The organism is Eubacterium sp. Marseille-QA0814 (assembly GCF_965119675.1).
GTDB lineage: Bacteria > Bacillota > Clostridia > Lachnospirales > Lachnospiraceae > Eubacterium_G.
Window position 1 is genome coordinate 1 of the sequence record NZ_CBCPMG010000003.1, and the last position, 6,791, is coordinate 6,791.

The 6,791-nt window shown below is 42.5% G+C and carries 8 protein-coding genes; all 8 read right to left on the bottom strand.

Annotation, left to right across the window (positions count from 1 at the left end; translation table 11 throughout):
* A partial coding sequence (locus tag ACQY63_RS12110) for a phage portal protein (protein ID WP_428245304.1) occupies nt 1-628 on the bottom strand: 628 nt, incomplete at its 3' end.
* Nucleotides 629-799: 171 nt separating this feature from the next.
* Nucleotides 800-1,036, bottom strand: coding sequence for a DUF6148 family protein (locus ACQY63_RS12115; RefSeq protein WP_005359677.1), 237 nt, complete (start codon nt 1,034-1,036; stop codon nt 800-802).
* A complete protein-coding gene (locus tag ACQY63_RS12120; protein WP_087758570.1) occupies nt 1,036-2,880 on the bottom strand; it encodes a phage terminase large subunit family protein in 1,845 nt (614 codons plus the stop codon). The genes ACQY63_RS12115 and ACQY63_RS12120 overlap by 1 nt, the downstream gene beginning before the upstream one ends.
* Nucleotides 2,861-3,355, bottom strand: coding sequence for a hypothetical protein (locus tag ACQY63_RS12125; RefSeq protein ID WP_087758569.1), 495 nt, complete (start codon nt 3,353-3,355; stop codon nt 2,861-2,863). The genes ACQY63_RS12120 and ACQY63_RS12125 overlap by 20 nt, the downstream gene beginning before the upstream one ends.
* Nucleotides 3,356-3,602: 247 nt before the next feature.
* Nucleotides 3,603-4,403 (bottom strand): phage terminase small subunit, encoded by an 801-nt coding sequence (terS, locus tag ACQY63_RS12130; RefSeq protein ID WP_428245305.1) that lies wholly within the window; start codon nt 4,401-4,403, stop codon nt 3,603-3,605.
* Nucleotides 4,404-4,591: 188 nt separating this feature from the next.
* Nucleotides 4,592-5,071 (bottom strand): hypothetical protein, encoded by a 480-nt coding sequence (locus ACQY63_RS12135; protein WP_412344681.1) that lies wholly within the window; start codon nt 5,069-5,071, stop codon nt 4,592-4,594.
* A gap of 18 nt (nt 5,072-5,089) precedes the next feature.
* The gene (locus ACQY63_RS12140; protein WP_118257006.1) at nt 5,090-5,428 is read right to left on the bottom strand and encodes a hypothetical protein; all 339 of its coding nucleotides are present in this window, start codon (nt 5,426-5,428) and stop codon (nt 5,090-5,092) included.
* Between the two features lie 9 nt (nt 5,429-5,437).
* The coding region (locus ACQY63_RS12145) for a ParB/RepB/Spo0J family partition protein (protein WP_428245306.1) at nt 5,438-6,791 on the bottom strand (1,354 nt) is incomplete at its 5' end.

Genomic DNA, 6,791 nt, shown 5'->3' on the forward strand with positions numbered 1-6,791 from the left:
CCTCTCCTGCCGTATTTTTTTCTACGCCCTCGCAAAACAAAGGGTTTACCCTTTCGTTATCCGGCGTACTTACCCTGTCTGCTTCAATGGTTTGTATTCTAAGGTCGTAAATACTTCCTATCCTCTTGGTTGTTGTCATTAGTGCGAACGAATCGCCACTAAGCAAGGCATTTAAAAATGCCAACTGCTGCAACTGATAAAAATTGTCTATGCGTTCAAGGTCGCAATTCGTAGAATCCGCCCAATGTGCAAATTCTCTTTCTATCGTTTCCTCTAACTCTCTTGCTTCCTCCGGCTCAATCTTTAACACTTCCTCATTGATTGATGCTTTTAGGTGTAGTCCAATCCCTATAGTATTGGTTCTAAGCCTTTTTATTGCCCCTGTGGCAACATTTGAGCCACCATAGAATAAATCCCTAGACCTCTGCCTTAAAGGGTCTATATTGTCCTCTACGTCCTCTCTGTGACTACCTCCGCCGTGTGTCCAACCTATAAGGCTTTTCTTTGTAGCACTTGCACCGTAGTTTCCGTAACCACTGTTAATCATACTAAGGCGTTTCTTTGCCACTTCTCGCTTTAATGCCCTTTCCGGGGATATTGCTTTTATGGCTTTATCAATAAAATTCAAGGCTTAAACCTCCTTTCTCCGTATTTTGGGTACGAAAAAAGCACCTTGGATACCTCTATATCTCCTTGGTGCTTTGCTATTTTATATATTATCACAAAAAATCGGGCAATGGCGGGCAATCTTTTATTTTCCTGTTTTACTTGTATTTTCGCCCTTTTCGGCTGTTTTTGCCTATAAATCTCTCGGCACAATCCTGTATACCCTGTTTCTGCCCTTTTTCTTTGCTAAATTTTCCAATTCCGCCACTTTATTGCTCCAATATTCTATCTGTTTGCGGATTTCTGCCAAATTTGCCCTTGTAAAGGACTTTCCGCCTATTGTGTATGATTGGTTTATTGCTACCTCGCTTTCTGCTTCCAACCACATTTCCAAGTGTTTTTTTGCTACTTCAAGTGTTATTGCTGCCATTATGTTATACCTCCACTTCGATTTCCTCTATGTCTTGTGTGTTTTCGTGTTGCCTGTACCTCCGTATTTTTCTTCGGTGGCTCTTTTAGCGTTAATCCTGTAATTTCTATTGCTGCCTGTGCGTAGTTTCTACAATCCAAAGGCTCATTTCGTTTTGTTTCTCCTGTAAGTTCCCATACAAAATATGGTCTGCCTTTTTTATATTTTAATACCTGTTTCTCTGCCGTAAGGCCCTTAAAATAATCCTCGTCATATCCTCGGATGTATTCGTTTTCATCTTTCGGAAAATGGCAGTATCCGGGACCCTCTTCCTCAATCTGCAATCTCTGTAACAAAAGGGATTTACCTGTATCAACTCCAAGGGTAAATAAATACGCCTGTTCCCTGTTGTTTTTTGTTGGCTTTGATATGTACGGTCTTGCCGTACCCTCATTACCTCCCTTTATTGCAAATATCTTTCTTGCCGTTCTCGCTTTACAGAACTTATATACCTTGTTGGTAAAATGTCCGCCCGAATCCATACAGGCACATGATATTCTCATTGCCGTACCGTCTGCTTTCTTAAATGTCTGCTTTAAAAAATCGTCAAGGTTTTTCCACACTTCCGATTGTTTCAAATCTCCGTATATCCTCTTGTAGATTATGCCGTAACTTTCGTGTTCTACGCCCCAACCTACTACCTCGACCTCAAAACGGTCGTCCTGTGTATCTATTCCTGCCGTGATTGCTATAACTTCGTCCGGCACTTCGCAACGGTATCTTTCCCTACGCTTCAACAGGTCATCTTTGCTTGCTTTTTCGCCCTGTTCCTCCCAAGTCTGCCCCAACTCGGTATTAACCCAAGATTTCATAAGTTCGATATTGCCTTTTTTTAATGCCTGGTCCGCTTCGATAAATCCTTTTACTATCTTATCCCAACCAAAAAAAGTAGATGCCAAGGAATTAAAATGGAATCCTCGCACTTTACGGTTTGGATATTTTGCCACATATCGCCCCTCGTTAAAATGTTCTTTCCACTCAACCTCTGTATGTACTACTCCACATTTCGCACATACATAGGTTGTACTTTCTATTTCCCCGTCTGCATCCACCTTATAGATTAAGTTGCTCCATTCCAACGGCTGCAATTCTCCGCAACTCGGGCAAGGTACATTCCATTCCTCCATAGTAGAATGTTCGTACTCCATTTCTATACGGCTTGCCCCTTTTATCGTTGGCGTGCTTGTGTCTACCTCTTTTCGATTCCAATATGTTGTAAGTCGTTTCCCTGCAAGTATCAGAGGGTCCCCCTCCGCTCCTGCGGTTGGTGGGTAAGCATCTATCTCGTCCGCTAATAAAATACGAATCGGTCGGCTTCGTAACTCTGTCGGAGAGTTTGCACCTGTCATTGTGATACGTCCGCCCGGAAACGCCTTTTTAAAAATCGTGTTTCCTGCGGTTCGGCTTTTCTCATTTATCTTATCCCTTAATGCCGGGGTATCTCGTACCATTGGCATAAGCCTGTCTTTGCTCATTGTTTCCGCAAGGGATAAGGTCGGCTGCATACACAATATGGTGCATGGGTCATAGTGCATATAATAGCCTATTGTATTAAGCAAAAAAGCATCCGTTTTTCCCATTTGTGCAGCACTCATAACCACAACTTTTTCAACGGATATATCCGTTATTGCATCCATAATTTCCCGCTGCCAAGGTGCTTTTTCTGTATTCCACTTACCGCCTTTGCTACCCGATTCGGAGGACAAACGGCGGTATCTGTCCGCCCACTGTGATAATGTCAAGTCGGGCGGTGGCTCTAAGACCTTAAATATTCTGTTGAAAAGGTCAATCGTTTCCCTCTTCATCTTCTTTTATTTCCTCCTTAAATATACCCTCAAAATCGGATAACTCGTTAAGTGCTTCTTTTATTTTGTCATTCAGATATAGAAAAATCTTTGCTTTGTCCGTCATTGCTGCCAACTTGTCCGCTTCCTCTGCCGGAATGGCACTTAATCGGCTCTTGAAATTGATTAACATAGCTGTCATTACTTTTTCTATATCCTCTGACTTGTGCAATTCTCCTTTCTTTACCGCAAGGTCTAACTCTTCATTAAGCCTTTTCGTTTTGGTTAGCTTTGCTCGCTCTTCGTTGAGGTCTACCGCTTCCTGTGATTCCGGGTTACGGTCCCTCAAATATTTTATGTATGCCCTGTTGGTTTCCGCCAAGGCGTACAGGTTTCCTTGCTTCGTCTGCAAAATCCCTTTCTGTGTCAACCTCTCCACATTTTTAGGGGTCATATCTAAGAATTTTGCGACCGCATTTTTATCATAGAGTTTCAAAATCCTACCCCCTTAAAAAATTTTGCGGATTTTTGGAAGTCGTTTTTTCGACCTCGAATCTAGGAAGCGTTTGGGGTCACGGCACCCTCACGCCGTTCAGACGGCTTACAGTACCTACGCACCCTCGCCGTCCGTGGCGTGTGCCTGTGTCCGCCTGTGGTGCTGTGTGTGGTGCGTGCCTGCCTGTGCGTGCGTGTGTGAGCGTGTGGCGGTGCGTGGCGTGGCTACTGCTACCGTGTGCCTACGCCTATACCTCGCCGTCCTCGCTGTCCTCTGTGTAGCTATCGTCTATCTCTCCTGTGTCTGGGTCTACATCATACTCCCCGCTTATCTTTTGTTTCATCAATGCATACCGCTTCTCTTCCAATGTGATACGGCGTTGTTCTAACTCATAAGACTTTATTGTATCCAATAGCTTTATGATTCTGCCGTGTACTTTATTAAGCTGGTCCTCTAACTTCATTGCTCTTTCAAAGGCAGAGGATTTAATAGTTGTTTCCATAGCCACACTTAGAGCCGGTCCCTGTGGTGCATCCTTGCCGTCCTCATTGTATGCACCGTATGGGTCTGTATCCTCTCCCTCTTTTCCGGGCGTACGCATTTCTACAACCTTGTCTGTGTATAGGTCGCCTGTGGTGTCTGTGTTTAATTCTTTTATCCTTTTTTCCAAATCTTTTTCTTTGGCTATAAGGCTTTGTAATTCTCTTAATGTATTTTCCCCTGTATCAAGGGTAACTGATTCTATCAAGGCTTTTTCATCCTCTGATAATTCGTCAAAATACACTTTAGAATATGCCCCGTGAGTTTCTGCGTTTTTATTTCTTACAGGGGCCCCGTGACCCTTGGCGTTTTTATTGCCTTTTTGTCCGCCCCTCTTTTTGGGTTTATTTTCAAGTACATCATTCCACTTATCTACGCACTTCCATTTTCGTACCTTTGCCGAATCAATCCCCAAGGCTTCCGCAATTTCTGTATTCTTCATTAAGCCGTCTGAATCTAAAAAAAGTTGCTTCGCCTTTTCCCTGTTTTCGTCTTTCTGCCTTGCCAAGTCAAAACCTCCTTTCGTTTGTTTTCCCGGTTTTTGACTTTCCGTTCTTTCGGAATCTTCGCATTTTTGCAAATTCAAATTTTTATAACACGAAAAGGCAACAGGATTTAACAATAAAATCCTGCTGCCCTGCTTCGCTTTTCATCTTAGTATTATACTACATAAAATCGGGCAATAGCGGGCAATCTTTAATGCAAAACCTCTTTCAAAATTTTGCTTCGTGATACATTTCTATTCCTTGCTAATTTTCCGCCTAAGACCTCTAAGGCAACGCACCTTATATTTTTACTCTGCCGGACAGAATAACTAATCTGTTCCGCTATGCGTTCCCATTTTTGACCCTGTAAGTAAAATCCGCATATAATAGCTTTGTGAATCGGAGTTAAGGAATAAATCTCTTTTGATATTTCCGTTCTCAACTTCTTTAACTCCTGTATTCTGCCCTTTAATTCCTTAATTCTTTCTGCGGTATCTGTACCTGCTATTTTGATTGCAAGCAGAGCCGTAGAATCGCTTGTATTACTTCCGTGTGGCATACCGTCATAGTTAATTGCCCCTGTGGTATCATACACGCTTTCGTACCGCTCTAGCCACTCGCCTGTAACCTTAATGTCAAGGTCAATATCTTTGTAAAATTTTAAGATTGCTTCTACTTCCCAATTCTTCATTTTATGCTATCCTTTCTTTTATGGTGGTCTGTATTTTTCACACCATTTGATACTTGCTTTTCCTGTAGCTTCGATTTCTGCTATACAACTGCTGCCGTGCTTCGTCCTCTTGGCTTCGCAAGATTCGCAAATATCCGATTCCGCTATATCAAAAATATCTTTTAACCTCTCTGCAAGGTCTTTTATCTTCTCCATAAGCAAATCAAAGGATTGCATGAATTGATTTATTAAATCGCACGTTTCTTTTTCTGTTTTTCCAATTTGTGCGGACAGGCAGGCAACCAATGTAGATAATTGATTGCTTGCCTTTTCTTCTCCGCACCAAATAACGCCCTCCTTGTATTCGATACGGTCCATACGCACCGCCTAACCCTGTAAATACTTCTGATACTCTGCCGTTTTGCTCATTACCCATACAGATAAGGCGTTGGTTAATCTGTTTTCCCATTCTGCCGGGCAGATATTTCCGTTTTCGGATTCTGTCATAATAACCTTTCGTACCTCTTTCTGTATCATGTTATACTGCCCTGTTCCGTATTTCTTGCTTATCCACTCTGTAAAGGATAATCCCTTTTCCTGTGGTTCGGGTACATATTCCGGGTAATCGCTCATATCCTGCTGCCCCGGTAAATTATCGTTTTCCTCTTCGTCCTCCTGTGTTTCTTCCGGCTCGTTCATAAAACCGCTTTCCTGCGTTTCCTCGGTGTCCTCTTCCTCTGCCGGTCCCTGTGGTGTTTCCTCTTCGGAATCGTCATAGGTCAATTCTTCCGTTTCAATCATCAATGCAACAATTTCCGCAAGGTCGGCATACTCGATAATATATGTACTCCAATCCTCCTTAATCTGTATCGCCATTCCCTCCGTTTGGAATCTGTAAATAAATTCTTTTCCGTTAAGTTCTAAGGTCTTTGCGGTAAATGTCTTTGAAAAGTGTTTAATCAATTCCTTTTCAACTGCTGCCGTATTGCCTTTTACTTTGAATACCGCACGGTTTACCTCTCCCTTTAAGGCTTCCTTAATTGCTTTCTGTACCTGTTCCGCCTGTTCGTCCGTAATCTCTGCTTTCGGCTCTTCTTTCACGTCATTTATATGTAATTCGCCTTTTTCCTCGTATTTTTCGTAAGCCTCTTTCTGCCCCTCTTCATCAAGTCGGCTAAGTTCGTGGGCGGTAGAAATATTGATATTGCCTTTTTCCAATTCATCCTTAAACTCCTGTGATAAATTGTTTTCAATGGCTTCCATTCTTCCAATCTGTGTAGTTGATGTATTAAGCATCTTTGCCACAATGTCACGGATACGCCCCATTTTCTCCCTTTCCTCTTTCGGCTTATCCTTGTTTTCTTCCTGTAATGTTCTCTTGTACTCGGTAAGGATTTCTTTTAATTCCTTTGCCTGCTGTACCTTTTCCCAATCCGTAAGCTGTCTTGCCGTTGCATTGGTAAATATAAGGCTTAACTTATCCTTGATTGTGTCGGATTCCTTTTTGATAAGGCACGGCACTTTTCTATATTCCTCTTTGCCCTCCTGTACCAACTTCAAGGCTGCAAGTCTACGGCGGTGTCCTGCGACTACTTCGTATTTTCCGTGTGCTTCCGGCTTTACTACCAAGTTCTGCTCAATGTGTCCGACCAATTCAATAGACATTGCTAATTCGTCTATATTTTCCGTGGAGTAAAAATTATCTTTGCTCGGCATTAAGTCCTCCACATCAAGCATAGTT